The sequence below is a fragment of the Gordonia terrae genome, from assembly GCF_001698225.1.
In the GTDB taxonomy this organism is placed as follows: domain Bacteria; phylum Actinomycetota; class Actinomycetes; order Mycobacteriales; family Mycobacteriaceae; genus Gordonia; species Gordonia terrae.
Genome location: NZ_CP016594.1, coordinates 2,941,141 through 2,963,749 on the forward strand (window position 1 = coordinate 2,941,141; position 22,609 = coordinate 2,963,749).

22 protein-coding genes are annotated in these 22,609 nt (G+C 67.1%); 9 read left to right on the forward strand and 13 right to left on the reverse strand.

Going from position 1 to position 22,609, the window contains the following annotated elements:
• Positions 1 to 34: 34 nt before the first annotated feature.
• The 5 genes from BCM27_RS13225 to BCM27_RS13245 all read right to left on the reverse strand — a co-directional run bounded on the left by BCM27_RS13225 (position 35) and on the right by BCM27_RS13245 (position 3,423).
• A complete protein-coding gene (locus tag BCM27_RS13225; RefSeq protein WP_004018566.1) occupies positions 35 to 751 on the reverse strand; it encodes a ferredoxin reductase in 717 nt (238 codons plus the stop codon).
• Positions 748 to 1,344 carry a sulfite oxidase-like oxidoreductase gene (locus BCM27_RS13230; protein WP_004018567.1) on the reverse strand — a complete coding sequence of 199 codons (597 nt, stop codon included), beginning with the start codon at positions 1,342 to 1,344 and terminating at the stop codon, positions 748 to 750. Before BCM27_RS13230 ends, BCM27_RS13225 begins: the two co-directional genes overlap by 4 nt.
• Positions 1,345 to 1,447: 103 nt before the next feature.
• Entirely contained in the window at positions 1,448 to 2,791 is a 1,344-nt protein-coding gene (locus tag BCM27_RS13235; protein WP_004018568.1) for a permease prefix domain 1-containing protein, read from the reverse strand.
• The gene (locus BCM27_RS13240) at positions 2,788 to 3,147 is read right to left on the reverse strand and encodes a PadR family transcriptional regulator (protein ID WP_004018569.1); all 360 of its coding nucleotides are present in this window, start codon (positions 3,145 to 3,147) and stop codon (positions 2,788 to 2,790) included. Before BCM27_RS13240 ends, BCM27_RS13235 begins: the two co-directional genes overlap by 4 nt.
• Positions 3,148 to 3,219: 72 nt before the next feature.
• Complete coding sequence (locus tag BCM27_RS13245) at positions 3,220 to 3,423, reverse strand: hypervirulence associated TUDOR domain-containing protein (RefSeq protein WP_004018570.1); 204 nt, start codon at positions 3,421 to 3,423, stop codon at positions 3,220 to 3,222.
• A gap of 98 nt (positions 3,424 to 3,521) precedes the next feature.
• Here BCM27_RS13245 and BCM27_RS13250 point away from each other — a divergent pair, with 98 nt between their 5' ends.
• A complete protein-coding gene (locus BCM27_RS13250; RefSeq protein ID WP_004018571.1) occupies positions 3,522 to 4,487 on the forward strand; it encodes an ABC transporter ATP-binding protein in 966 nt (321 codons plus the stop codon).
• Between the two features lie 4 nt (positions 4,488 to 4,491).
• Positions 4,492 to 6,081 (forward strand): ABC transporter permease, encoded by a 1,590-nt coding sequence (locus BCM27_RS13255; protein WP_004018572.1) that lies wholly within the window; start codon positions 4,492 to 4,494, stop codon positions 6,079 to 6,081.
• A gap of 282 nt (positions 6,082 to 6,363) precedes the next feature.
• On the opposite strand, the gene BCM27_RS13260 is transcribed toward BCM27_RS13255, so the two are convergent.
• From BCM27_RS13260 to BCM27_RS13270, 3 genes are all read right to left on the reverse strand, one after another.
• A complete protein-coding gene (locus BCM27_RS13260) occupies positions 6,364 to 7,224 on the reverse strand; it encodes an LLM class F420-dependent oxidoreductase (RefSeq protein WP_004018573.1) in 861 nt (286 codons plus the stop codon).
• A 52-nt stretch (positions 7,225 to 7,276) separates the two neighbouring features.
• Positions 7,277 to 8,164 carry a hypothetical protein gene (locus tag BCM27_RS13265; RefSeq protein WP_004018574.1) on the reverse strand — a complete coding sequence of 296 codons (888 nt, stop codon included), beginning with the start codon at positions 8,162 to 8,164 and terminating at the stop codon, positions 7,277 to 7,279.
• 169 nt (positions 8,165 to 8,333) lie between these two features.
• The gene (locus BCM27_RS13270; RefSeq protein WP_004018575.1) at positions 8,334 to 9,542 is read right to left on the reverse strand and encodes a beta-ketoacyl synthase N-terminal-like domain-containing protein; all 1,209 of its coding nucleotides are present in this window, start codon (positions 9,540 to 9,542) and stop codon (positions 8,334 to 8,336) included.
• 292 nt (positions 9,543 to 9,834) lie between these two features.
• Between BCM27_RS13270 and BCM27_RS13275 the strand changes: the two genes are divergently transcribed.
• From BCM27_RS13275 to BCM27_RS13285, 3 genes are all read left to right on the forward strand, one after another.
• The gene (locus tag BCM27_RS13275; RefSeq protein ID WP_033205974.1) at positions 9,835 to 12,234 is read left to right on the forward strand and encodes a sensor domain-containing protein; all 2,400 of its coding nucleotides are present in this window, start codon (positions 9,835 to 9,837) and stop codon (positions 12,232 to 12,234) included.
• A gap of 221 nt (positions 12,235 to 12,455) precedes the next feature.
• On the forward strand, positions 12,456 to 13,922 hold the full coding sequence (locus BCM27_RS13280; protein ID WP_064570301.1) for a sugar porter family MFS transporter: 1,467 nt from the start codon (positions 12,456 to 12,458) through the stop codon (positions 13,920 to 13,922).
• Complete coding sequence (locus BCM27_RS13285; protein WP_004018578.1) at positions 13,923 to 14,936, forward strand: NAD(P)H-dependent flavin oxidoreductase; 1,014 nt, start codon at positions 13,923 to 13,925, stop codon at positions 14,934 to 14,936.
• A gap of 11 nt (positions 14,937 to 14,947) precedes the next feature.
• On the opposite strand, the gene BCM27_RS13290 is transcribed toward BCM27_RS13285, so the two are convergent.
• Complete coding sequence (locus BCM27_RS13290) at positions 14,948 to 15,712, reverse strand: SDR family oxidoreductase (RefSeq protein WP_004018579.1); 765 nt, start codon at positions 15,710 to 15,712, stop codon at positions 14,948 to 14,950.
• A gap of 101 nt (positions 15,713 to 15,813) precedes the next feature.
• Between BCM27_RS13290 and BCM27_RS13295 the strand changes: the two genes are divergently transcribed.
• Complete coding sequence (locus tag BCM27_RS13295) at positions 15,814 to 16,665, forward strand: helix-turn-helix transcriptional regulator (protein WP_004018580.1); 852 nt, start codon at positions 15,814 to 15,816, stop codon at positions 16,663 to 16,665.
• Positions 16,666 to 16,683: 18 nt separating this feature from the next.
• Here BCM27_RS13295 and BCM27_RS13300 read toward each other — a convergent pair whose 3' ends face one another.
• Positions 16,684 to 17,154, reverse strand: a complete 471-nt coding sequence (locus BCM27_RS13300) for a MarR family winged helix-turn-helix transcriptional regulator (protein WP_004018581.1) — start codon at positions 17,152 to 17,154, stop codon at positions 16,684 to 16,686.
• Positions 17,155 to 17,268: 114 nt separating this feature from the next.
• Here BCM27_RS13300 and BCM27_RS13305 point away from each other — a divergent pair, with 114 nt between their 5' ends.
• The 3 genes from BCM27_RS13305 (at position 17,269) to BCM27_RS13315 (ending at position 18,490) form a co-directional block, all read left to right on the forward strand.
• A complete protein-coding gene (locus tag BCM27_RS13305; protein WP_004018582.1) occupies positions 17,269 to 17,733 on the forward strand; it encodes a DoxX family protein in 465 nt (154 codons plus the stop codon).
• A gap of 89 nt (positions 17,734 to 17,822) precedes the next feature.
• A complete protein-coding gene (locus BCM27_RS13310; protein WP_004018583.1) occupies positions 17,823 to 18,167 on the forward strand; it encodes a DMT family transporter in 345 nt (114 codons plus the stop codon).
• Between the two features lie 2 nt (positions 18,168 to 18,169).
• Positions 18,170 to 18,490 carry a DMT family transporter gene (locus BCM27_RS13315; RefSeq protein ID WP_004018584.1) on the forward strand — a complete coding sequence of 107 codons (321 nt, stop codon included), beginning with the start codon at positions 18,170 to 18,172 and terminating at the stop codon, positions 18,488 to 18,490.
• A 155-nt stretch (positions 18,491 to 18,645) separates the two neighbouring features.
• Here the strand turns inward: BCM27_RS13315 and BCM27_RS13320 are convergent, their stop codons facing one another.
• From BCM27_RS13320 to BCM27_RS13330, 3 genes are all read right to left on the reverse strand, one after another.
• The gene (locus tag BCM27_RS13320; RefSeq protein ID WP_004018587.1) at positions 18,646 to 19,650 is read right to left on the reverse strand and encodes a YihY/virulence factor BrkB family protein; all 1,005 of its coding nucleotides are present in this window, start codon (positions 19,648 to 19,650) and stop codon (positions 18,646 to 18,648) included.
• A 136-nt stretch (positions 19,651 to 19,786) separates the two neighbouring features.
• A complete protein-coding gene (locus BCM27_RS13325) occupies positions 19,787 to 21,121 on the reverse strand; it encodes an NAD(P)H-binding protein (RefSeq protein WP_004018588.1) in 1,335 nt (444 codons plus the stop codon).
• A 130-nt stretch (positions 21,122 to 21,251) separates the two neighbouring features.
• On the reverse strand, positions 21,252 to 22,607 hold the full coding sequence (locus BCM27_RS13330) for an LLM class flavin-dependent oxidoreductase (protein WP_004018589.1): 1,356 nt from the start codon (positions 22,605 to 22,607) through the stop codon (positions 21,252 to 21,254).
• Positions 22,608 to 22,609: the final 2 nt, after the last annotated feature.

Genomic DNA, 22,609 nt, shown 5'->3' on the forward strand with positions numbered 1-22,609 from the left:
ACTTGCTCGGGAGAATCGGCGAAGGATCCGCCGATCATTCCCCGAACCGCTCCGTCCGGATGCGGGTGCGATCGTGTCCGGCGTCGACCATCCATTGAGCGCAGTTCTCGACGAACCGATTGGGGCCGCAGATGAACACCGTCGGCGAGGTCGCGGGGTCGAGCGTGAGTCCGGCCAGTTCGTCGGCGGTGAGGCGTCCCGCAGGTCGTGTCGCATCGTCGGGCGCCACCCGGGTGTGGATCAGGTGGACGTCCATGCGCCGGTGTTCGATCAACTGCCGCAGCTCGTCCCGGTAGTAGACGCGGTCGGGGCTCCGGACCGAGTACACGAGGGAGAACGGCGTCTGCGGGGCCTCGACCTCGCGGCCGCGGATCATCGACATGAGCGGCGCGATGCCGGAGCCGCCGCCGATCAGCTGCACGGGCCGGTCGTCTCCGGACGGCCAGGTGAACCAGTATCCGTGTGGATCGCTGATCTCCAGCGGGTCGCCCACCTCGACGACGTCGACGAGGTACGGCGACACCTCACCGTCCTCCAGGCGTTCGACGGTGACCTCGACCGAACGCGTCTCGCGGACATCGGACAACGAGTAGGCGCGTGCGGTGGAGTAGCCGTCCTCGGCGGTCAACCGGATGTCGACATGCTGACCGGGCAATGCGTGGACGGCCTCGGGGAGGGCGAGGCGCAGGGCGCGCGCGGTGGGGGTGAGGTCGACGACCGCGGTGACCGTCGTGAGATGCCAGGTCGTCACGAGTAGCGCTGTTCGCGCCAGGGATCGCCGTACATGTGGTACCCGCGTTCCTCCCAGAATCCGGGCGCGTCCTCGGCCATGAAGCGGAGTCGCCGAACCCATTTCGCGCTTTTCCAGAAATACAGGTGCGGCACCAGGAGCCGGGCCGGGCCGCCGTGTTCGGCGGCGAGCGGCTCGCCGTCGTAGGTGTCGGCGATCCAACCGCGGCCGTCGACGAGATCGGCGAGCGGCACATTGGCGGTGTAACCACCGTGGCAGTGTGCCATCACGAACGGAGCCGGCTCCCACGGCAACGCACGTAGCAGCGTGTCGAAGGAGACGCCGCGCCACCGCGTATCGAACTTCGACCACCGTGTGACGCAATGGATGTCGGTGGTGACGTCCTCGTGAGGGAGGTCCTGGAACTGCTCCCACGTGAACGTGGCCGCCTTGTGGTCTGCCGACTGCACGGCCAGCATCCAACCGGCCGAGGCGACCGCGGGCGTCGGCTCCGACGACAGGACCGGAAAATCGAGTGTCGTGTACTGGCCGGGAGGGAGACGCCGCGCATCGCGGTCGCGGCGCCCCACGAACCCTCGGTTGACAATCGCCATGATCGCGGAGTCTACGCGGCTGTAGTTGATTCGGCCCGCTCGCTCCGCTCCCGGCGCCGGGCATCGATTCGGCCCGCTCGCTCCGCTCCCGGCGCCGGGCGCCTCATGAGAAGTCGAACAGCGCAGGCACCGCGACGACGACCGCGGCAGCCCAGAAAGCGAACACCGGGAGGTAATCGGTCTGCCATCGTTCCGTGGCGTCGAACCCGCGGCGCCGACGCACGAAGTCGAAGAGCAGGTACGCCGCCCACGACAAGTTCACCAGCAGAACGAGGTTGAGTCCCAGCGCCACGGTCTTGTTGGCGGTGAACCCGAACTCCGCGATACGCGAGGCCATGATCGTCAGCATGACCGCGTCGACCGCGAGCGCGGTCACGACCAGGACCAGTTGCAGACGGTCGAAGAGCTCGGGGCGCAGATGCGGATCGCGCGCCGAGATCGCGTACAGGAGCAGGCCGAGAACGACGACGAGGATGAGATCGATCAGGATCAGCAGCTCACGGTCGACGTCGACGACGTCGCCACTGGTCACCATCGCGACCAGCAGCACCACGAGCATCACCGCGGTGACCGGGGTGAACACCTTGGTGAGCACCGGTGCGATGTTCTCGACCACGCTCTGCTTCGCCTCCACCAGCCACGCCGCCAGCAGCACGATTCCGGTCGCGGCGATCGGCAGCAGCCACTGGGTGATGACGGTGTCCACGTCGATGCCGAGTGCACCGAAGGCCCCGGCGGTCAGGCCGGTGAGGACTCCGACCCCGAGACCGAGAAGCGTTGCGTAGACGATCCATTCGCCGGTGAACCGGATGAAGTCCATTCGTCTCGGCCCCGACCGCCAGTGGCCGCCGACATACATCACGCCCATCAGAAACCACAGAACGATCGGTGTGTGAATCGCGACGATGGCCTGGGTGGTCCCGTCATGGACGAACGGATAGACGTTGACGATCACGCCGGTGGCGATGAACGCGGAAGCCACGGTGAGTGCGGTTCGCGCCGAGACACGACGCTTCCAGCCGAAATAGGCCGCCAGGAACGGCAGCACCAACAGCGTCGCGTTGCGGACGAGTACCCATTCGGGCATCAGGTCGAAGGCGACGCGGACCGTTGCGGCCGCGGCGACGACGAGACCGATCACGACCCCGAGTTCGAGCCGCCGGCGACCGGGGTTGCCCGCCGGTTCCGCGGTCAGGACCAGTTGCTTCCACAATCTGTCAGAATGCTCGCGCGCGAACTCGCGCGACAGGGCATCGACCCGTCCCATTCGCTTGACGGCCACCAGAAACGCCTCGTCGTCATCGAGACCACCTGCGGCGAGGTCGGCAATCTGACCGCGCAGGTGATCTTCCATCTCGTCGGCGTCGGTGGTGGCGATCGCCTGATGGCGCAGGACATAGCCACGCCACCGGTCGATCTGGTTCTCGAGTTCGGTCTCCGCGGTCATGCGAGACCCTCCGCGGCCGGCGGCAGCGCGACCGTCCGCCACACCTGGTCGAGCGCGTCGGCCACGACTTCCCACTGCGACCGTCGCTCGGCGAGCGCCGCCAACCCCACCGGCGTGATCGTGTAGTGCTTGCGCCGTCGACCGGTGTCGGCCTTGCCCCAGGTCGCCTCGACGTGCCCGGCACGTTCGAGCCGATGCAGCAAGGGATAGAGCATCCCGTCGGTCCACTCCATCCGGCCACCGGACATCTCTCGGACGCGCTTGAGGATCGCGTACCCGTAGGACTCGCCCTCGGCGAGAATCCCGAGCACCAGCGGGGTGGCGGACGCAGCTACGAGGTCCTTCTCGATATACATAGAACTCCTATGCCTAGAACTGCTAGGAGCATAGCAGCTCTAGGTATGGGAGTGACGCGGCTGACGCGGCCGCTACTTCTTCGAGAGCGACGATTCCTTATGCGCGGCCTTCGAACCCGTCTTCGACGACTTGACGATCCAGTACGGCTCGTCCTCGCTGGCCTTGAATTTCTGTCCCTCGAAGGTGAATTCCTTCGTCCGCTTCTCCTCAGCGGTCCCTTCGGTCTCGCCCTGAGAGGTGTTCCAGCGCACGGTGTCGTTCTTCTTGATCGCCATGTCGGCAGTGTGCCCCGCCGATGTCGACGGTCAAACCTCCTCCGCCCCATCGGTCGCTGTGGAACGATCAGCACGTCGTGTCGAGCCGGAGGTACGTCATGAGCGTCGAACGTTCCGACAGTCGTCGGGGGGCCGATCCGGCCATCGGTGTCCGGGGCCTGCGAAAGTCCTTCGGCAAGTTCGAAGCACTCCGCGGACTCGACCTCGAGGTCGCCCGCGGCGAGGTCCACGGCTTCCTCGGACCTAACGGCGCGGGCAAGTCGACGACGATCCGGGTCCTCCTGGGTCTACTGAAGGCGGACGGGGGAGAGGTCCGGCTCCTGGGCGGCGATCCCTGGCGTGATGTCGTGGAACTGCACCGCCGACTGGCGTATGTGCCCGGTGACGTGGCGCTGTGGCCGACGATGACCGGCGGCGAGATGATCGACCTGCTCGGCTCGATGCGGGGCGGACTCGACGACGCGAGACGCGCCGATCTCGTGGCCCGATTCGAACTCGATACCACCAAACGGGGACGGCAGTATTCGAAGGGAAACCGGCAGAAGGTCGCGATCGTCGCGGCTCTGGCGTCGGACGTCGAGTTGCTGATCCTCGACGAGCCGACATCGGGACTGGACCCGTTGATGGAGAACGTCTTCCAGGACGTCGTGGGTGAGGCCACCGCCCGTGGCACCACGGTCCTGCTGTCGAGTCACATCCTCGCCGAGGCCGAGACACTCGCGGATCGGCTCAGCATCATCCGCGACGGGGCCGTCGTGGCGACCGGCACGCTCGCGGAGCTGCGCGGCCATACCCGCACTTCTGTTCGCGCCGAACTGGATTCGCTGCCGGGTTCGGATCTGCTGGCGCAGTTGCACGACGTCGACGTCCAGGGCCTCGACGCGCACGACACCGGTTCCGGTGGTCATCGCCTGAGCGCGACGGTCGATTCGGCTCGGATCGGTCCGGTGATGTCGGTGCTGTCCTCCTGTGGCCTACGCTCACTCACGGTCGAGCCACCATCGCTGGAGAGTCTCTTTCTCTCGCTGTACGAGGGGGCTGACCAGCCCGCGGGAGAACGGTGAGGTCATGACGGCGTCGACGATCGGCACCGCCCCGCTGGTACGGGCCTCCCTCCGCCACGAAGGTCGCGGCTTCGCCCCGTGGATCGTATTGCCGACCGCGCTCACCGTGTCGTCGGTCATCGCCTATCCGCTCCTGTTCCCCGACGCCGCGGAGCGCGCCGCCTTCGCCGCGACGATCGGCTCGAACCCGGCGCTCGGGTTGATCTTCGGACCCGCCTACGACCTGTCCACGGTCGACGGGTTCGTCGCCTGGCGCAGCCTTGCGCTCGGTGGATTCATCGCTGCCCTCGGCGCGATCTTCATCGTGGTCAAAGCCGCTCGTGGTCAGGAGGATTCCGGCCAGGCCGAACTCCTCGCCGCCGGGGTACTCGGACGCGCCGCACGGTTGTCGACCGCGCTGATCATGGCCGGAGTGTGCGCGATCGCGATCGGACTCGTGGCGGGCCTGGCGACATCCCTGTGCGGTGGGGAGTGGGAATCGTCGTTTCTGCTGGGAGCCGGGTTCACGGTCACCGGTTGGATGTTCGGCGCCGTCGCGGCGGTGAGTGCCCAGGTGGGTTCCGACGCACGGGCCGCCACGACGATGGCCGTGTCGCTTCTCGGTGTGCTGTTCGTGATGCGCGGCTTCCTGTTCTCGGTGGAGGCGCCCGCGTGGACCACGTGGATCAACCCACTCGGGTGGGTTCAGGAGACCCGCCCGGCAACCGGCGATCACTGGTGGCCTCTGCTTCTCGGGCTCACCTTCACGGTCGTCGTCGGAGCGGCCGCCTTCGTGTTGCAGCGCGCGCGGGACTTCGGTCAGGGTCTCGTGCCGGCACGTCCGGGGCCGGCACGGGGTGGCATCGGCTCGCCGCTGGCCCTGGCCATCCGCCTCAACCGGGCTCCGATCGGCTCGTGGGTACTCGCGTTCGTCGGACTCGGCATCATCTTCGGCTACTTCACCAGGTCGGTTCGCGGCCTGCTGACCGCGAATCCGGCGATGGCCCAGATCTTCGCCTCCGGTGCGGCGTCACCTGCAGACCTGGTGTCGGCCTTCGTCACGACGATCCTCGGCCTGGTGGGGATCATCGCGTCTGTCGCCGGGGTGCAGATCGTCAACCGTATCCGCACCGAGGAACTGGAGGATCGCGCGGAAGCGGTGCTCGCCACCGCGGTCAGCCGTCCGAGTTATTTCGGTGCCGTCACCGCAGTCGCCCTCGTCGTCCCTGCGGCGCTCGTCGCCGTTGCCGGGCTGGTCATCGGCACCTTCGCCACGACGGCCGATCTCGGCCTCGGCTTCGGCGACGTCGTCCTCCAGTCGATCGCCACCATCCCCGCGGTGTGGGCCGTCGTCGGGATCGCGGTCGCCGTCATCGGGGCCCGACCCCGCGTGCGGCCCGCCATCTGGCTCGGGGTCCTGGTCTCGTTCGTACTCACGATCCTGGGCCCGAGTTTCAAGCTCCCGGACTGGGCACTGGGCTTCAGCCCGTTCCACCATGTGCCGGATGTGTCTGCCACCCAGCCTGATTGGTGGGGACTCGGCGGTGTGGGCGTGGTCGTGGTGGTGCTCGTCGCCCTCGGATTCGCCGGGTTCCGCCGGCGGGACGTGCCGTAGACGCGTCCCAGCTGCCTGGTTAGCGCGCATGACAACTGCTCCCCGAGGTGCGAGCCCCACAACTGCTCCCCGAGGTGCGAGCCCCACAACTGCTCCCCGAGGTGCGAGCCCCACAACTGCTCCCTGAGGTGCGAGCGCAGCGAGCCACGAAGGGCGTCGCAAAGTATCTCGCCAGGCCCTTCGAGGCTCGTCGCTATCGCTCCTCACACCTCAGGGAGCAGAGGGTGGACGCACCTCAGGGACCAGTGGGTTCGGTGTTCTTCGGGATCAAGGAGCAGAAACTCAGCCCAGGGCTGCCGCGAGGCGGCGCCACTGCTCGCGCGGGAAGCCCCGGTGGTCCGCCTGCAGGACCTGCACGCACACATGGTCGGCGCCGGCGGCTCGATGCTCGTCGATCCGCTTCAGGATCGCGGTCTCGTCACCCCAGACGATCAGGGCGTCGAAGAGTCGATCGCTCACCGACGTCAGGTCGTCCTCGGAAAACCCGAGGCGGCGGAGATTGTTGGCGTAGTTGGGCATTGCGAGGTAGCCCGTGAGCCACTTCGTGCCCACCGCCCGTGCTTCGTCGCGGTCGGCGGCGATGATCGCGGTCTGCTCGGGCGCGAGGAGCGGCCCGTCGCCGAGGGTTTCGCGCGCGATCTTGGTGTGGTCCGGGGTCACCAGGTAGGGATGGGCGCCTGCGGTCCGGTCGGCCGACAACTGGAGCATCTTCGGTCCCAGCGCGGCCAGCACTCGAGCATCGCTCGGCACAGGTTGCGGGGCGTCGTCCAATCCGTCGAGGAACGCCTTGGTGGTCGCGAGCGGCTTCTTGTAGCGTCCCGCTTCCTGGGCGTCGATCAGCGGCGCGTGGCTGATGCCGAGGCCGAGGAGGAAACGTGCACCGTGCTGCTCGGTGAGGCGGGCGTGTGCCGCCGCGACGTCGTGCGGCTCGTGCATCCACATGTTGAGAATCCCGGTGGCGACGACGGCGTTCTGAGTGGCGCCGAGCAGGTTCTCGACCGAGTCGAGGACCGGACCACCCACGTCGGGGATCCACAGTGCCGTGTAACCCAATTCGTCCAGCTCGGCCGCGGCTTCGGCGGCCTCCCCGGTGTCTCCGTACCGCAGCGGTGAACTCCAGATTCCTACGCCATCGAGTTTCATGTCGTCGACATTACCGATCGAGCGATCGGGCCGCGCCGACTGCCGGGTCCGCTCACCCGTGTGCCGGTCGGCCTGACTGGGCCTCCAACCGCGCGTCCATGGCGGCCGTCATGCGCTTGAACACATTGATCGCGACCACGCCCACGACGATCAGGACGACTCCGGCGACCGAACCGAGGGAGTCGGTGACCAGTCCGGAGATGCCGATCGCGAGAACGTAGATCGGCACCCACCCGAACAGGTGCAGGATGCTCTCGGGCTTCTCGTCGGTGGCCCAGCCCTCTCGAACCGCAGCCCGATAGGTGGCGTAGTCGGGATAGAACTCGGTGAACGCGATCGCGAAGATCGTGCCGCCGATCTGGATGATCCATCCGGTCCAGAAGTTGTTCGGGTCGTCGAGCACCAGATCGCCGAACGCGCCGGAGATCGCGGCGACGCCGAATCCGGCGACCCACGCCCAGGTGATGACGTAGTTGATGTGGATGAACAGCGGGCTGTCCCAGAATTCCTTCTCGGTGGTCTCCCGCGCGTACTGGAGGGTGAACGGCTGGCGCACGATGATCGACCCGAGCGCGAAGGCGACCAGCGCGATGTTGGTCATCTCCCCGCCCCACCGCTCCAGCCAGTCGATGACGCCGTCGGAGGCGAACAAGGCGATGATCGCCATGGTGCCGAAGTAGGTGACGTCGAAGACTTCGAGGAGTTTGACGTTCGTGCCCCGCTTGTGACCGCCGATCACCAGCAGGAGTGACAGCGCGAACGCCGACGCCGCGGCCTCTTCGAATCTGCCGGGCCCCGCGAGGAGCGCCATCAGGATCCACGGGGACATGCCCGCGAACGGAGAGTTGAGGAACAGCGTCAGTGCGTGCCGTGCGCCCGACGTCGGTGGTGGGTCGGTCCGCGTCGAGTCGGCCACCGGCGGATTCGGGTCATCGCTCATGGCTGAATTGTGAGGCGCGCGGCGGCATTCCGCAGCGGACTGCGACAATCCGGACGATCTCGGGCAACCGGGCGGTGCGTGCCGGAGATGGTCGGCAGGTGCGTACCCGGTGCGATGCGGCCCCGGCGGTCGGCCGAGGCCGCATCGCCTCATCAGGTCGTCAAGACCCTCACGCATGGGGCGCGAGAACGACCGCCGCGTTGTGTCCGCCCATTCCGAGTGAGGTCTTCAACGTCAGCCCGTGCTCGAGATGGGTACGCCCGTCGAGCAATTGCGGGATGACCGCGTCGGCGACCCGCGGTGTCGCGGGGACCTCGCCGCGTTCGTAACCGAGCAGCGACGCCGCGAGTTCCACGGCCCCGGCAGCGCCCTGGCAGTGCCCGGCGAGCGGCTTCACCGAGAACACCTCGGCATTGGGCAGCATGGTGTCGGCGATCGCCGCCTCGGCGCGGTCGCACTGCCGGGTTCCCGGGCCGTGCGCGTTGAGATACCGGATGCGCTCGCCGCTGACGCCGGACATCGTGAGCGCCTGCTCCACACACGACCGCACGCTTGTCAGTTCCGGATCGATCGACGTGACGTGAAAGGCGTCATGAGACATCGCCCCGCCCAGCACATCCGCGTACCCGTCGGCGCGACGGTTGGTCATCGTGAACGCGATCGCCGCCTCGCCGAAGGTGAATCCGCGGCTGCCCTCCTGGAACGGTCTGCACGCATTGAGCGCATCGGTGTCGGTGATGGCGACTCCGAGTTGAACGAACATCGTGACCACTTCCGGTTTCGCCGAGAGATCTGTCGCCACCACCACGACGTCGTCGACGAGGTCGGAGTCGAGCCACGATTTCGCGGTGACGATGGCCGCCGATCCCGAGGTGCACATCGCCGACACGTTGATCGCGGGCCCGTGGAATCCGTATTCCTGCATGAGCAGCGACACCGGAGTCGACGGGGTCACCGAGAGGTACTGCCGTCCGCTGTACCGTCCGACCCCCGACGTCACCATCGGATACATGTCGAGGTCACCGAGGACGCAGGCGTGTACGAGGCCCACCCGTGCGCCCGGCGTCCAGCCCCGTGCCATCGCGTCTTCGATGGCCTCCCGTGCCGCGGCACGCATCGCCCGCGAGAAGCGTGTGCGTCCGTCGGACTGTTCGCCGCCCTCGGGTACCCGCACGATCCACCCGGGTCCGTCCGACGCGGGCTGTCCGGCCCCGGCGGCATCCTGGCCGACCGACGGCCGGCCGCCGCCGAAGCCGAAGCCGTGGTGCAGCGCGGCTGCGGACTTGCCGGACGCCAGACCGTTCCACAAGGCCTCTCGGCCCCAGCCGTAACCGGTGACAGCTCCCAGGCCGGAGATGGTCGAACGCTGAATAGTCATGATCGTGAACTTTCTGTGGGATATGCGATGACGGAGGGTCATCGCGGCCACCCAGGTGGGTGGTCCGCCCTCAGGATCCCGCGCAAACCCGACATTCGGCCAGTTCACGCGGGTATTCGTGGGGTGCAATATCCGTTTTGGCGCACTCTTGCATCTCGCAGCGCGCCCTTTTCGATGACTCGTAGGGGAGGATGAACGGTGGGGGATGACGGTTCGAGGGGGTGACGCAGTGGGACGACCGAAGGACGACGGCGACGACCGCCCCGGACTCGTGGCACCGGACGCCGAGCCGATGGCCCGTCCCAGCGACGCCGCGGTCGCCGAACGCTATCGCCTTCTCCTCGAGCTGAGCCCGGACGCCATCGCGGTCCACCAGGACGGTCTGATCGTCTATGTGAACTCCGCCGCGCTCGCATTCGCGCGCGTCGAGGACCGCAACGCGATGCTCGGTCGTTCGATCGCCGAATTCGTCCATCCCGACGAACTGCCGCAGATGATCGAGCGGATCATCGGGATGGGCGACGAGGCCGGTGCCTCGACCACACCCGAAGAGGTCGTGATGGTCGACGCGCAGGGCGTCGCCCGCCCCATGGAGGTGACCTCGGTCCGCACGGTCTGGCACGACCTGCCCGCCTATCAGGTGATCCTGCGCGACATCACCGCACAGAAAGCCGTCGAATCCGCGCTGCGTCGACAGGCGGCGCTGTTGGATCACGTGAGCAACGCGGTGATCGCGGTCGACGACCAGATGACGGTGCGCTCGTGGAATCCGGCCGCGGAACAGATGTACGGCAGGGGAGCGGCCGACGCGATAGGACGGAATCTCGACGAGGTCGTCGGAGCGCACGTCGACCCGCATGCGGCGGTCTCGCTGGGCGGCACCGTCGATGAGCTCCACCGCCGTTCCGACAACGGGCGATCATTTCTCGCCCACACGTCGGTGACGACCATGGACGACGGCTTTCTCGTCGTCGCCGAGCCGACCCGTCGCCCCCTGATCGAACGGCTGGGAACAATCCTCGCTGCACTCCATCAGGCGGTGATCGTCGTTCGGGAGGACGGCGACATCGAACTCGCCAACCCGGCAGCCGGAACCATGCTCGGTCCCGAGGCGATCCCCGGCGCCAGTGTCCACCAGGTGCCGCTCGACTTCGTCGGTGACGAATCACCGATATCGCGCTGCCTGCGCACCCGTGAAGCGGTCACCGACACGACCGCGACGATCACCACGCCGACCGGCGAACGCTGGCTGTCGTGCAGTTGCCGCCCGATCGACGACGACGGCACCGACGTGGTCGTCCTGGTGTCCTTCGTCGACATCACCGATCGCTACCGGGAGCGCACCCAGCTCGCGTGGGAGGCCGTGCACGACCCGTTGACCGGTCTGTACAACCGATCCGGCATCATCCGCGAGCTCGAATCCCACATGGCCCGGCTCGAGGCGGAGCACGACGCCTGCTGCGTCGCGATCTTCTACATCGACCTCGACAACTTCAAGCTCGTCAACGACTCGCTCGGCCATGCCGTGGGTGACGAGGTGTTGCACGCCGTCGCACAACGATTGGCTGCGGCGACGCCCGACGAGGCGGCGGTGGGCCGGATCGGCGGCGACGAGTTCGTCCTCGTCGCGACCCTCGGTATCGCCTGTTCCGCCGAGGAGATCGAGCAGCAGATCGACGATATCCGCGGCACGGTCTACGAGCCGATCACGGTCAGTACCCGCAGCGAACCGCTCAAGGTCGAGGCGAGTATCGGTGTCGCCACGGTGAAAGCCGGTGACGAGTACACCGCCACCGACCTGCTGCGCGACGCCGACATCGCCCTCTACCAGGCCCGCAAGGCTTCTCGCGCACGCTACGTCCGGTTCCAGACGCAGCACCGCGAAGAACTCCAGCGTCGCCAACGCATCGAGGAAGAGCTCCGACGCGTCCTCGACACCGACACCGAGCAGCTGGAGATCCACTACCAACCCATCGTGTCGACCGGCGACGGCACCCTCGTGGGCCTGGAGAGTCTGTTGCGGTGGCGTCACCCGGAGTTGGGATCCATCTCACCGACCGAGTTCATCCCGCTCGCAGAAGGATCCAATCTCATCGACCGAGTGGGAAACTACGTCCTGGAGACCGCCACCGCCGAGGTGGCCGCCATTCCCGAACTGCGTCGGGTGATGTTGTGCATCAACGTCTCCCGGCGAGAACTCACCAACGGTCAGTTCCCCGAACGGCTCCGGGACACGATGACCCGGTCCGGGATGGACCCCACCGCGTTCTGCCTGGAGATCACCGAAAGCGCGCTCGACCCGCTCGACGGGGACCTGCTGACCCTCTTGGGCAACGTGCGCGAGCTCGGAACACAGGTGTCACTCGACGATTTCGGCACCGGAGCGTCGTCGCTCAGTGAGTTCTACCGCCTTCCGGTGAGCGTGCTGAAGACCGCCAAGTCCTTCGTCGACGCCCTCGAGGAGCACCCCAGTGCGAAGTCGATCCTCGCCGGCATCGTGACGATGGCCCACGCCGCCGGGATGCGGGTGGTCGCCGAGGGAGTCGAGACGGAGTCGCAGGCCGCCATCGTCGCCGAGGTGGGGTGCGACCTCGCGCAGGGGTATCACTACGGCCGCCCCGCCCCGCTGGCGGAGGTGATCGCGTCCGGAGTCCGGATCCAGGCGAATCCCGGTGTCTGGGAGACCGCCTGACCGGTGCCCGGATCCGTCGACCGCCGCGGCCACCCGACACGACGCCTCCCGGCGCGTGCCTGCGATCCCAGCTCGGCTGTGTCCGATAGCGTCAGGCTCGGCGGCTCACGCGAGTAGATTGAGCGCCACGTCGATTACCCGGCGTCCATGCAACCGGACAGCGAGGTCACGGACATGACACACATTCTGCGGTGGACTCCTCCGACGGTCAGGACGACGCCATGACCGACGCGCAGCGCGAAGTCGCCGAACAGCACACGGCGAAGGTCATCGGGGTCACGGTCGCCGCCGCGGTCGGCGGATTCCTGTTCGGTTTCGACAGTTCGGTCGTCAACGGCGCGGTCGACTCGATCGAGGCGGACTTCGGACTCGGCAAGCTCATGACCGGCTTCGCCGTCGCGATCGCGTTGCTGGGCTGCGCGCTCGGCGCGTGGTTTGCCGGCCGGTTGGCCGACGTCTGGGGCCGCAAGCGCGTGATGTTGCTCGGCTCGGCGCTTTTCATCATCTCCGCGATCGGGACCGGCTTCACCCAGACGATCCCCGACCTGCTCCTGTGGCGCGTCCTCGGCGGCATCGGCATCGGCATCGCGTCCGTCATCGCACCCGCCTACATCTCCGAGATCGCCCCGGCCCGGTATCGCGGGGCGCTCGCCTCGATGCAGCAGCTGGCCATCACACTCGGTATCTTCGCGGCACTGCTGTCCGACGCCCTGCTCGCCGACAGTGCCGGCAGCGCCTCGAGCGACTTCTGGTGGGGACTGGAGGCGTGGCGGTGGATGTTCCTGGTCGGCGTCGTGCCCGCGATCGTCTACGGCGTCCTGGCCCTGCTGATCCCTGAGTCGCCGCGATACCTGGTGGGCCGCAACCGCGACGCCGAGGCGGCGCGGATCCTGCAGGAGGTCACCGGCGAGGAGAACCCGCTCGAACGGGTAAAAGAGATCAAGCTGACGGTCAAGCGTGAGGCGAAGTCGTCGATCAAGGACATCACCGGGCCCTCGTTCGGCCTCCACCCGCTCGTCTGGGTGGGTATCTGGCTGGCCATCTTCCAGCAATTCGTCGGCATCAACGCGATCTTCTACTATTCGACGACGCTCTGGCAGTCGGTCGGTTTCTCCGAGGCCGACTCCTTCAAGACGTCGGTGATCACCGCCGTCATCAACGTCGCGATGACCTTCGTGGCCATCCTGTTCGTCGACCGCATCGGACGCCGGAAGCTGTTGCTCGGCGGATCGGTGGGCATGTTCATCGGCCTGCTCATGGCGTGTATCGCGTTCACCCAGCAGATCGGTGAGGGCGAGAACATCACGCTTCCCGACCCCTGGGGCGTGGTGGCGCTGATCGGCGCCAACCTGTTCGTGGTCGCGTTCGCCGCGACCTGGGGCCCGGTGATGTGGGTGATGCTCGGTGAGATGTTCCCCAACCGAATCCGCGGTGTCGCGCTGGGCGTCTGTACCGCGGTGAACTGGGTCGCCAATTTCACCATCTCGATGCTCTTCCCGCCGATGACGGAGGCCGTGGGACTGGGGATCATCTACGGCTTCTTCGCCTTCTGCGCCGCGGCGTCGTTCTTCTACGTGCTCCGCAAGGTGGAGGAGACGAAGGGAATGGAGCTCGAGCAGATGGACTCGGTGGCAGAGGCGAGACTTTCGCAGTTCACCGCGGTCCGCGCGGCGAAGGACAAGGCCTGAATGTTCGATCTCCATGAACTGTCCCGCCGCGTCGTCGCCGCTCCCATGGCCGGTGGTCCGACCACCCCGGAACTCGTGGTGGCGGCGGCTTCGGCCGGCGGTGTCGGCCAGCTCGCCGCCGGGTACCTGACGCCCGACAAGGTGCGCGCCGACATCGCGGCCGTGCGGGCGTCGGGCACCGAGGCCTTCGGCGTCAACATCTTCGTCCCGGAGTCCGAGCCGATCGATCGAGACGCCGTCGCCCGCTACCGCGCCGAACTCGTGCCGTACGCCCGTGGTCTCGGGGTGACCCTCCCGGAAGTGGACGACCTGGGGGAGGACGACGACCACTTCGACGCCAAGATCCGGCTGATGTGCGACGAGCGAATCCCGCTCGTCTCCTTCGCCTTCGGGTGTCCGGCGGCCGATGTCTTCGACGAGCTGCACCGGCACGGGTGCAGTGTCGGGGTCACGGTGACCACTGCCGCCGACGCCGACATCGCACAGCAGGCCGGCGCCGACTGGCTCTGCGTGCAGGGCCCGGACGCCGGCGGACACCGCTCCGTCTTCGACCGCCGGACCAGCCCTCCCACGCTTCCGCTCGACGAGCTGATCGGCGAGGTCGTCGAGCGGGTGCCGCTGCCGATCGTCGCCGCGGGCGGGATCTCGACCCCGGCCCGCGCCGAGGAGGTCCGTGCGCTGGGACCCGTTGCAGTGCAAGTGGGTACCGTGCTCCTGCGGACCGACGAGGCCGGTACCAAACCCGCGCACGCGGCGGCTCTCGCCGATCCGGACCGAACCGAGACAGTGGTCACGCGGGCATTCAGCGGGCGGCCGGCACGAGCGCTGCGCAATCTGTTCACCGACAGGTTCTCCGCAGCGGCGGTGGCCGAGTACCCCGCCGTCAACACGCTGACGGGCGGCATCCGACGCGCCGCCGCCAACGATCCCGACGGCATCAATCTCTGGGCCGGAAGCGGATACGGCGACGCCGTGGAGGAATCCGCGGTGGAGACCATTCACAGGCTCGGTTGAGGGAGCGCCGATCAGGAACCGTGCGGGTCATGGTCGTTCAGCGTGGCCACGACGCCGGCGTAGTCGCCGCGCGCCTCGCCCCAGCGCAGGAACTTCACCCGCTCGACGAGTAGCTCGGTGGCGTCGGGTTGCGTGCCGATGAGGTCGATCACCTCGTCGGCGAACTCGTCGAGCGGCATGGCGAAGTCGCTGTCGCGCTGTCCCGGCATCAGATCGGTGCGTACCGCCGGCGGCACGAGTTCGATGACCTCGACCGAGGTACCGGCGAATTGCAGGCGCAATGACTCGCTCAGCATGTGGATGGCGGCCTTGGTGGCGTTGTAGGTCGGTGTCACCCGCAGCGGGGCGAACGCCAGGCCCGAGGACACGGTCATGATCGTGGCGGCTGGTCGCGTCTGCAGATGGTCGATGAATGCCGCGACGAGACGAATGGGACCGAGAAGGTTGGTCGTGATGGTCGCTTCGGCGGTGTCGAGAAACCCTGCCGGGGACGACCAGTCCTCGACACGCATGATCCCCGCCATCGCGATGAGGACGTCGAGGTCCGGATGCTCGGCGATGACCTGTCGGGCCGCCGCGTCGACACCCGCCGGGTCGGCGATGTCGATTGCGACGGTGTGCAGACCGGGGTGGTCCTCTCGAATCCGGTCGAGGAGTTCGGTGCGCCGCCCGCCGACGATGACGGTGTTGCCCTTGTCGTGCAGGCGGGTGGCGAGCGCCAGGCCGATCCCGCTCGTCGCGCCGGGGATGAAAATGGTGTTTCCGGTGAGGTTCATGTCTTCGAGTCTCCGATCTGTTGGCCAGCCGATCCAGAGTGCGGTCATCGGGGGATCGCCGATCCCTGGCAACGCGATTTCCGTGCCGCGATACTGGCCAGATGGATCGTGATGCGCTGGCCGGTTTCCTCGTGAGCCGACGCAACGGGCTGCAACCGTCGGATGTGGGTATCCCGGCAGGCGCTCGCCGGCGCACAACCGGTCTCCGTCGCGAAGAGGTGGCACAGCTGGCAATGATGTCGACCGATTACTACACCCGGCTCGAGCAGCGGCGTGGACCCCAGCCCAGTACCCAGATGCTCGCGGCGCTGGCCCGCGCCCTGCGGCTCACCGCCGATGAGCGCGACTACCTGTTCCGCGTCGCCGGGCACAGCGCACCGGATCGGATGGTGGCGTCGGACCACATCGCTCCGGGGCTTCTGCGCGTGCTGGACCGCTTGGCCGGGACGCCTGCCCTCATCCTCTCCGCCCTCGGCGAGACCTTGATCCAGAACGACTGCGCGCGAGCACTGTTCGGCGACAGCGGCCATCTCACCGGAATGGATCGCAGCGCAATCTACCGGTGGTTCGTGCACCCCGACGACGAGCGCAGCCGCTATCCGGCCGACGACCACGAGCGGCAGAGTCGGGCACAGGTCGCCTCACTGCGGGCCGCATACGGCGTGATGGGCGCACAATCGCGTGCCGGGGCGATGGTCGCCGAACTCCTCCGCCGGAGCAGCGAATTCGCCGTGCTCTGGGACACCCACATGGTGAGTCGACGCTTCGAGGACCACAAGATCCTGCTCCACCCCGAGGTCGGCGCGATCGAGGTCGATTGTCAGGCCTTGTTCACCGAGGACGAGACCCAGGTGCTGCTCGTGCTGACGGCGGCACCACGGACCGACGCGGCCGGCAAGATCGAGTTGCTCAACGTGCTCGGAACACAGCAGCTCGGACTCGGCCCGCGCTGACGGTCCGGCAGACCCGGACTACGCCGTCCCGGCGGGCCGGGTGTTGATCCGACGCCCGATCGCCGACACCTGCCGGAGCTGCGCACGCGTCAGCCGATCGACGACGAGTTCGCGCACATTGGCGAGATATCCGGGAGCGGTGGCGACCACCTTCTCCCAACCCGACTCGGTGAGAACGGCATTCGTGAACCGTCCGTTCTCCGGGCACGGGTGACGTCGAACCCAACCCCGCTTCTCGAGCCTGGAAACCACGTGCGACAGCCGCGACAACGAGCCGTAGGACAGCTCCGCGAGTTGGCTCATCCGCAGAGTGCGCTCGGGAGCTTCGGACAGCGCAGACATCACTTCGTATTCGAAATGGGTGATCTGGGCGTCGCGGAGGAGCTGGGCGTCGAGCGCGTGGGGCAGGTGGGCGAGCGCCGTTGCCACCTGAATCCAGGCGTCCATCTCCTCGTCGTCGAGCCAGTTCGGCTCGGGGGCAGTGGACATCTGCGCAGTGTATACGAAGTGAACACGTCCGCGATCAGGTTGACGCATCAAGTGTGACCACCTAGCCTTCACTTGATACTTCAAGTCAAACCCACCTAGTAAGGCGGCTCAGTCATGACCAACCCCATCGTCCGCAGCGCGGGCATCCTCATCGGACGCGTCGCTCTCGGCGTGATCTTCCTGGCTCACGGCCTGCAGAAGTTCCAGCAGAACGGCTGGACGGGACCACAGACCGGGTTCGACATGATGGGTGTGCCGGCCGCGTCGTTCTCGGCGTTCGTGGTCACGTGGCTCGAGATCCTCGGCGGCATCGCCCTGATCGTCGGAGTGCTGACCCCGATCATCGCCGCGCTGTTCGTCATCGACATGGTCGGCGCGCTGTTCATCGCCCACGTCGACAGCGGGATCTGGGTCTCCGACGGCGGATACGAGTTCGTCCTCGCACTCGCGGCCGGTTCGCTGCTGCTGGCGGTCGTCGGCGCCGGACGGTTCAGCGTCGACGCCGCGCTGGGCTCGAAGGTGAGTTGGCTCGCCACCGACGACTCCCGCTCGGGCGAGCTCGCCGGCACCTCTCGCTGACGCCCGCATGACGCCACGCCCTGGTCCATCGGCCAGGGCGTGGCGTCGTTCGCCTAGAGTCGCCATAGACCCCGAGCGGAACGAGAGACATGACCTGGGTGATGCTGATCGCGGCGATTGCCTCGGAGGTGGCGGCGACGTTGTCGCTGAAGGGTTCAGAGACCGAACCGGCGCTGTATGCGGTCGTCGCCCTGGGCTACACGATTGCGTTTGCACTCCTCGCCGGAGTCCTCAAGCGCGGCATGGGGATCGGCGTCGCCTACGGAATCTGGTCGGCGTCGGGGGTGGCCCTCACCGCGATTCTGGCGACCTGGATCTTCGACGAACCCTTCGGGATCGTGATGGGGATCGGCATCGTGTGCATCATGGTCGGGGTGGTGCTGGTCGAGACCGGTCACCGGCGACCTGTCGACGCCGGCGCACCGGAGGCCTGACCGTGGGCTATCTCTTCATCGTGGCGGCCATCATCGCCGAGGTCACCGGCACTCTCGCATTGCGCGCCGCAGCCACCGGGAGTCGGCGTTTCTACGGACTGGTCGTGGCCGGGTACCTGACCGCGTTCGTCGCATTGACACTCGGACTGAGACACGGTGTGCCCCTTGGTGTCGCCTATGGCATCTGGGCGGCCGCCGGCGTCGCGGCCACGGCGGTCGCCGCACACTTCCTGTTCCGCGAACGCCTCAACCGCCGGATGGTCACCGGAATCGGCGTGATCATCGTGGGTGTGCTTCTCATCGAGTTGGGTGCGCTGCACTGACATCCGGGCTTCGTTCACGAGGCCGGGTCACCGGGTGGCTTCGACGCGACGCCTCGACCTCGACACGCTCCTTCGTCGCTCGCTCGGCCCGGCGGCTGCGCTCGGTGTCGGCTCGATCAGCGGGTGGGCGCGCACGTGACGCGTGAGCGGTCGTCTCACTCACGCGTCCGCGGGTCCTCCAATTCGGCGTCGGAGTCGACGTCGCGCGGATTGTCGAAGGAGACATCGATCTCCTGGAAGCCCTTGTTGCGCTGCGCGAGAACCTGTGCCGCGTATGCCGCCTCATCCCCCTTCGTCAAGCTGACGTTGTCGGTGAAGGGGGTCAGCAGCGACCGCGGGTAGAGGCGATCGACACGGACCGCATTGGTCTCGAGACAGAACACGATCACGATCGACGACACGTACAGAAACGCCAGCAGGCCGAGCACGATCGCGAAGACCCCGTTGGTCGAACTCGCGTTCCCGATGACGTGCTGCACGTAGACCGCGCCGAAGGTCTGGATGATCTGCCAGCAGACCGCTGCGCCGAAAGCTCCTGGCAGAACGTCCCGTACCGACACGTCACGGGCGGTGCCGATCCGGAACGCAATCGTGAACACCAACGTACTCAGCGCCACCGACGCCAGGATGGCAAGCCAACGGCCCACGATCCCCAGCTCGAATGCCGCCGAGACGCCGTTGACGATGGTCAGCCCGATCACCGCGACGCCGATGGTGGACAGCAACAACAGCCCACGCAGACGGGCGAAGATCGGATCGGGGCGCTCATTGCGCGGGACCGCCCAGATCGTGTTCATCGCGTTCTGGGCGGCGACTGCGACACCGAGGCCGCCGTACAGCGACACCACGATCCCGATGACGATCGCAGTGACCCCGCCACTGAGCTTCTCGGGTTCCTCGAGTTGCCCACCGATGACCGGGATCTGACTCATCGCCGAGTCCAGGATTCGTTCCTGCAGGTCGGGGTTGTCGGCCAGGACGATACCCAGCACGGTCGCGAACAGCAGCAGTAGCGGGAACAGCGAGATGAACGCGTAATAGGCGCACAGCGCAGCGAGATATGCGCCCTGATCATCGACGAACTTGTAGATGACGGCAAGCGGAAAGCCCGTCGCAGGATGACGCCGCTGGAACCGGTCGACCCGCTCGGTCATCGACACCCGATCATCCCCTTCCTCGACGGATCGTCATCGTCACCCGCTCCGTCGAACGAGTCGCTCACCGGGGGTTACCACGGTGCTGCCGACTCTAACCCGGGGGCTGACGGATCCATCGATACGTCATCGGATCGGCGGTTCACCGAAGTGGATCAGCGCCGGGGATGCCGAGTGCCCGGAAAGGTCGGCCGAGACGCCAGAACGCGAGGCCGGCGAGACCGCGTGGAAAGAACCGCTCCGTGGTCGTGATCTCCACGACGCCGGCCGTCCCAGCCGCATCATCGATCTGATGCTCTCGATACGATCTGCCGAATCGGTTGTCGCGGAGTCGTACTCGAAGAAGATCGGGACGTCGGGCGAGCGCGATCTCGCCTCGGTGCCGCGCCTCCCGTTCGAGCCGGTCCCAGACCGTCGTGGTGCTCGCGCGCTCGCTGGTGCGGGTGACCCGCTCGAAGATCTCCTCACCGGCCCAGTCCGGGTCGGTGGGAAGGGGTTCGGCCGGAGACACGTCGGCGGAGGCATTGGCCCACGAGGCCCGGCCGTCACCGCGCGCAGACCGCTCGAGGGTGCGGGCCACCGCCTCCGAGTAGGGGGTCAGGCCGCCCTCCGGCCGATCGATGATCGCGTCGACCGCCCGGTCGCGACACACGGCGTCGCATTCGAGAGATTCGATCAGCGGCCGTGCGATCTTGCCGCGAATGGGGGTGACGAACCGGACCCATCGACTGGCCAGTGCCGGAGTGAGATAGGGAAGCACCACCATGATCCGGGGACGGAGGCCGGCGACCTCGGCATACACCTGCATCATGTCGCCGTACTCCAGGACGTCCGGTCCACCGATGTCCCACGTTCGTGATGACGGGACCATGGCGGTGGCCGCCTCGACGAGGTAGTGCAGCGCATCGTCGACCGCGATCGGCTGGATCTTGTTGTGGACCCATCGAGGAGTGGTCATCGCGGGCAAGCGCTCGGTGAGGTGCCGGATGAGTTCGAACGACGCCGATCCCGAGCCGATCAGCGTGCCCGCCTGCAATGCGACGGTCTCGATCGGCGAGTCGATCAGGATGTCACCGACCTCGGCTCGGGACGCGAGATGTTCGGAGAGATCGGTGCCGGTGGGGTGCAGGCCACCCAGATACACGATCCGGGCGACCCCGTTCTGCTGGGCCGCCGCGACCACGTTCTCCGCAGCGCGCCGCTCCTCCGCGGCGAAGTCGGCGTCGGTGCTCATCGAATGCACCAGGTGGTAGACGACGTCGACTCCGGCGAACGCCTTCACCAGTGAGTCACGGTCGGAGAGGTCGCCTTCGACCACCTCGGCACCCGGATCGGACAGCCACGGTGCACCGGACAGCTTGTCCGGCGTCCGCGCCAGCGCGCGGACGCTGTGTCCGCGTGCCAGCAACCGCGGCGCCAACCGACCTCCGACGTAGCCGGTTGCTCCGGTGACCAGACAGGTTCGCGACTCGTCCACCTGACTCCTCTGCTCGGGGTTTGTCCCCAGGTTAGGAGCGCGTTGGTGTCATGTCGTCCGGTCGGAGCGGTCGGTGCACGATCGTTCTCTGCGGCCACGATTCAGTAACGACAAGGCGGACCGGCGCAGCTCACCGCGCTCGATCGGCGCTGCTCGTCGACTCCCGAACCCGGTTCGGACGAGGCAGACCGAGATGGTCGCGCAAGGTAGTTCCTTCGTAGCCCTCGCGGAACAGGCCCCGTGTGCGCAGGATCGGCACCACGGTCTCGGCGAACGTGTCGAACCCACCGGGGAGGTACGGAGGCATGACGTTGAAGCCGTCCGCGGCACCGGCATCGAGCCACTCGACCATCGTGTCGGCGATCTGTTCGGGCGTGCCCGCCACGACCCGGTGTCCGCGCGCCCCGGCGAGGCGGTGCAACAACTGCCGCAAGGTGGGGCGTTCGCGGCGGACGATGTCGGCGTAGACCTGGGTGCGCGATTTCTTGTTGTTCGTGACGTCCCCCGCATCGCCGAAGGCCTCGATCGGCACCGGTGCATCGAGTTCGAGGTCATCGAGGTCGACGTAGGCGAAGTCCTTCAGCTGCATCAGTCCGAAGGCCGGGATGGTCAGCTCGTTGAATTCGGTCTCGAGTCTGCGTGCCTCGGCTTCGGTTCCGCCGATGAACGGACTGAGACCGGGCAGGATCTTGATGTGCTCGGGGTCGCGACCGAGCGCGGCCGCCTTGCCCTTGACGTCGGCGTAGAACGCCTGCGCGTCGTTGATGCGCTGCTGGGCGGTGAAGATCGCCTCGGCATGACGCGCCGCGAACTCCCGGCCGTGATCGGAGGAGCCGGCTTGCACCAACACCGGGTGTCCCTGAGGCGGACGCGGAGTGGTCAACGGCCCGGCCACGTTGACGTGTGGACCACTGATGCGAGGCGCCGTGATGCGGGTGGGATCGGCGTACTGTCCTGCCTCCCGATCGATCCGGACTGCATCGTCGTCCCACGAATCCCACAGCGTGAGAACTGCTTCGACGAACGCTTCCGCTCGTTCGTACCGCGTGCGGGCATCCGGATTACCGGGTAGTCCGAAATTGCGGGCCGCGTCCGGGGAGTCGGTGGTGACGATGTTCCACGCCGCGCGCCCCCGGGACAGATGGTCGAGGCTCGAGAGCGCGCGGGCGAGGTGCCACGCGTAGGAGTACGTGGTCGACGCGGTGGCGATGAGGCCAATGCGCTCGGTGGCACCGGCGATCGTGGCCAACGTCAGCAACGGGTCGAGTCGGCCGGCAGCGTTGAATTCGATGTTCGCGTCGAGTTTCGGGATGTCGGCGAGGAACACCGCGTCGAAGGCTGCTGCCTCGGCCGATCGAGCCAACTCGGTGTAGAACGCCGGGTCGAACATCCGCTCCGGCGTCGAACTGGGGTGACGCCAGGCCGCCTCGTGATGCCCGGAGGACAGGATGAACAGATTGAGATGGAGTTGGCGACGATCAGCCATGG

What these genes read in the sequence shown, in the direction of transcription:
- BCM27_RS13230 (WP_004018567.1), bottom strand. Translation starts at nt 1,344, where the DNA reads ATGGCGATTGTCAACCGAGGGTTCGTGGGGCGCCGCGACCGCGATGCG.
- BCM27_RS13235 (WP_004018568.1), bottom strand. Translation starts at nt 2,791, where the DNA reads ATGACCGCGGAGACCGAACTCGAGAACCAGATCGACCGGTGGCGTGGC.
- BCM27_RS13240 (WP_004018569.1), bottom strand. Translation starts at nt 3,147, where the DNA reads ATGTATATCGAGAAGGACCTCGTAGCTGCGTCCGCCACCCCGCTGGTG.
- BCM27_RS13245 (WP_004018570.1), bottom strand. Translation starts at nt 3,423, where the DNA reads ATGGCGATCAAGAAGAACGACACCGTGCGCTGGAACACCTCTCAGGGC.
- BCM27_RS13250 (WP_004018571.1), top strand. Translation starts at nt 3,522, where the DNA reads ATGAGCGTCGAACGTTCCGACAGTCGTCGGGGGGCCGATCCGGCCATC.
- BCM27_RS13255 (WP_004018572.1), top strand. Translation starts at nt 4,492, where the DNA reads ATGACGGCGTCGACGATCGGCACCGCCCCGCTGGTACGGGCCTCCCTC.
- BCM27_RS13260 (WP_004018573.1), bottom strand. Translation starts at nt 7,224, where the DNA reads ATGAAACTCGATGGCGTAGGAATCTGGAGTTCACCGCTGCGGTACGGA.
- BCM27_RS13265 (WP_004018574.1), bottom strand. Translation starts at nt 8,164, where the DNA reads ATGAGCGATGACCCGAATCCGCCGGTGGCCGACTCGACGCGGACCGAC.
- BCM27_RS13270 (WP_004018575.1), bottom strand. Translation starts at nt 9,542, where the DNA reads ATGACTATTCAGCGTTCGACCATCTCCGGCCTGGGAGCTGTCACCGGT.
- BCM27_RS13275 (WP_033205974.1), top strand. Translation starts at nt 9,835, where the DNA reads ATGGCCCGTCCCAGCGACGCCGCGGTCGCCGAACGCTATCGCCTTCTC.
- BCM27_RS13280 (WP_064570301.1), top strand. Translation starts at nt 12,456, where the DNA reads ATGACCGACGCGCAGCGCGAAGTCGCCGAACAGCACACGGCGAAGGTC.
- BCM27_RS13285 (WP_004018578.1), top strand. Translation starts at nt 13,923, where the DNA reads ATGTTCGATCTCCATGAACTGTCCCGCCGCGTCGTCGCCGCTCCCATG.
- BCM27_RS13290 (WP_004018579.1), bottom strand. Translation starts at nt 15,712, where the DNA reads ATGAACCTCACCGGAAACACCATTTTCATCCCCGGCGCGACGAGCGGG.
- BCM27_RS13295 (WP_004018580.1), top strand. Translation starts at nt 15,814, where the DNA reads ATGGATCGTGATGCGCTGGCCGGTTTCCTCGTGAGCCGACGCAACGGG.
- BCM27_RS13300 (WP_004018581.1), bottom strand. Translation starts at nt 17,154, where the DNA reads ATGTCCACTGCCCCCGAGCCGAACTGGCTCGACGACGAGGAGATGGAC.
- BCM27_RS13305 (WP_004018582.1), top strand. Translation starts at nt 17,269, where the DNA reads ATGACCAACCCCATCGTCCGCAGCGCGGGCATCCTCATCGGACGCGTC.
- BCM27_RS13310 (WP_004018583.1), top strand. Translation starts at nt 17,823, where the DNA reads ATGACCTGGGTGATGCTGATCGCGGCGATTGCCTCGGAGGTGGCGGCG.
- BCM27_RS13330 (WP_004018589.1), bottom strand. Translation starts at nt 22,607, where the DNA reads ATGGCTGATCGTCGCCAACTCCATCTCAATCTGTTCATCCTGTCCTCC.